Here is a 2,108-nt window from a genome sequence, read left to right on the forward strand (position 1 = left end):
CATATCGTTTTTCTGACGCTTAACAAACGGCTTTACATAGGACGGTGGAATCAGACGCACGGTGTGACCCAGCTTGCCAAGCTCACGAGCCCAGTAATGAGAGCTGGCGCAGGCTTCCATCGCTACCAGGCACGCAGGCTGCTGGGCAAAGAAACCCAGCACTTTGTCACGACGCAGCTGTTTGCGGAAAACAACACCGCCGCTAGCGTCTGCGCCATGTGCCTGAAAAACATGTTTCGCCAAGTCTAGTCCAATCGTGCTAACTTCGTTCATGGACGCTTCCTCATTTGTGACGGTTCAACACCCTTCACTTTGGCACATCGATGCCGTCGAGGGGCGTCCACCCCATCACAGCAGGAGCAGCAAAAAACAAGTCTTTCGAGCCGCGATTCAAGATTGACCACGCGGCTTCGCCGATGCCAGAAACCACACAGCCAGAACGCCTCGCGCCCCGGGCGACATCAAATCGGAAGGGTGGGCGAGATCATCTCGGAATCCTGGGCGAGATCAAATCGGTACACCCGGGCGAGATCATCGGAATCCGCAGTTGACGTCGTTGAGCTTGCAGGTGGCGACGATCGACGCGAGCAAGGCCCAGTTTTCTGCCCCGATTTCATGACCAGCGAAAAGCGCATTTTTCCTGGTCAGGCAAACTGGCCGGATGGCGTTCTCGACTGTGTTGGTGTGTGTGCCTTGCCAAGGCGCACTGTTCTCCCTGGTGAAAATCCAGGCCGGCGAACTCTCGCTCCAGCCGGAAGTACTCGGAGCGGGTCAGGAGGCGACGAATGACCTGAAGCACTCTGAGAAAAGGCCCCTTTTGGGGGACATCGGTCCGCGCGGGCCGCAACTTGCGAGTGAACACTGAGCAGGCTCCGAAAGCGTCATCGTGGGAGTCGACCCGCCATACTGTGCGCTGGGCAGCGCGTGAATCAGGAGGGTTGAAGTCCCTTCGGTGCTCGAATGAGGAGGACCGTATCCGAAGACGGGGGTAATGCCTCGTTGGCCAGACGCGAGAGCGTTTGGAGGACAGGGTGTCCGGAGCGATCCGGAATCCGAAGGGTTTGAGGAGAAGTATCGGGCTGTAATCGAGGGGCAACCCACAGATGAACAGGTCGGCCAAAGATGGGGCAAGGTCGAGCCCGCAGTATGGGGGCGAAGGCGTTACTCATTCACCCATCGTACCAAGGTGTTTGCTGACGGCACGATACGGAAGATTCATGCGTGACCCCAGGAGACCTGCCTGTGTCTGCATATTTCACTGATGGTGAGCAGCGATTTCGCGCGATCGTGAGCGATGAATTCAGACGATCGTGAGCAGCCCGCTCCGGCCGAGGCGGTCATAGAGTCAGCGTTCTGGCTGCTCGTCAAGGGTGATGGTTTTAGCGTTGCGTTTTCGCATGCGTCGCCGACGAGCTGGAGGCGGTGCGCGTTATGGACGAGACGATCCAGGATGGCGTCAGCGAGCGTAGGGTCACCGAACACGACAGAGTGCCCCTATTTTGGAACGGGTCGTGTCTCACGTCACGATCACCGACCCGCATCATTTTCTGTTTGGGCACCGGCTTGAGGTGCTGAAGAAGCGGTCGGGGCGCGGTCCCGCCTACGTCGTTGTCGCGCTGCCGGACGGCCGGCCGCGGGCAGTTCGGATTGCGTCGACGGATCTTGCCGAGACGCCAATCACTTCCCGCCCGAACGCCGCCGATCTGCCGCGCATCAGTGCACGTACGCTGATCCCATTGATGCAACATTTGAGCGCGAGTCTGAGCCTTCTCGACGAGAAGGTGATTCGCGATGACCCACCGACCGCTTCCAGGTCGCGTTGCGTATCGACCCCTGCCGATGTTGGCAAATCCACCTGGCCGTCCGACGGCCGAGATTCCGCGACCGCGACGCAAACCCAGATCGCTCAAATCCTCGCCACGCTGCTGCGGCTAATGCAAGCGGTTCCCGGCACGTCCGGAAGGGGACTGGGTCGTGCTGATCAGCTCGAACATCTCTGACGAGCGGCTCACGACCGCACACACCGAGCCAAGTTGGCCTACGTCTATGTGCGGCAGTCATCCGTGAACCAGGTGCGCCAGCACCAGGAGAGCACGGAGCTGCAGTAC

1 protein-coding gene and 3 pseudogenes are annotated in these 2,108 nt (G+C 59.5%); 1 reads left to right on the top strand and 3 read right to left on the bottom strand.

Annotation, left to right across the window (positions count from 1 at the left end):
• The 3 pseudogenes from E4K64_RS39625 to E4K64_RS40835 form a co-directional block, all read right to left on the bottom strand.
• Window positions 1–273: pseudogene (locus E4K64_RS39625) on the bottom strand (IS110 family transposase); the annotation flags it as partial.
• Between the two features lie 273 nt (window positions 274–546).
• Window positions 547–684 (bottom strand): annotated as a pseudogene (locus E4K64_RS39635) (IS66 family transposase); the annotation flags it as partial.
• Window positions 685–1,377: 693 nt separating this feature from the next.
• A pseudogene (locus E4K64_RS40835) lies at window positions 1,378–1,482 on the bottom strand (ATP-binding protein); the annotation flags it as partial.
• A gap of 29 nt (window positions 1,483–1,511) precedes the next feature.
• Here E4K64_RS40835 and E4K64_RS40985 point away from each other — a divergent pair.
• Window positions 1,512–2,000 carry a hypothetical protein gene (locus E4K64_RS40985; protein WP_209311915.1) on the top strand — a complete coding sequence of 163 codons (489 nt, stop codon included), beginning with the start codon at window positions 1,512–1,514 and terminating at the stop codon, window positions 1,998–2,000.
• Window positions 2,001–2,108 lie beyond the last annotated feature (108 nt).

It is taken from the genome of Bradyrhizobium frederickii, from assembly GCF_004570865.1.
In the GTDB taxonomy this organism is placed as follows: Bacteria; Pseudomonadota; Alphaproteobacteria; order Rhizobiales; family Xanthobacteraceae; genus Bradyrhizobium; species Bradyrhizobium frederickii.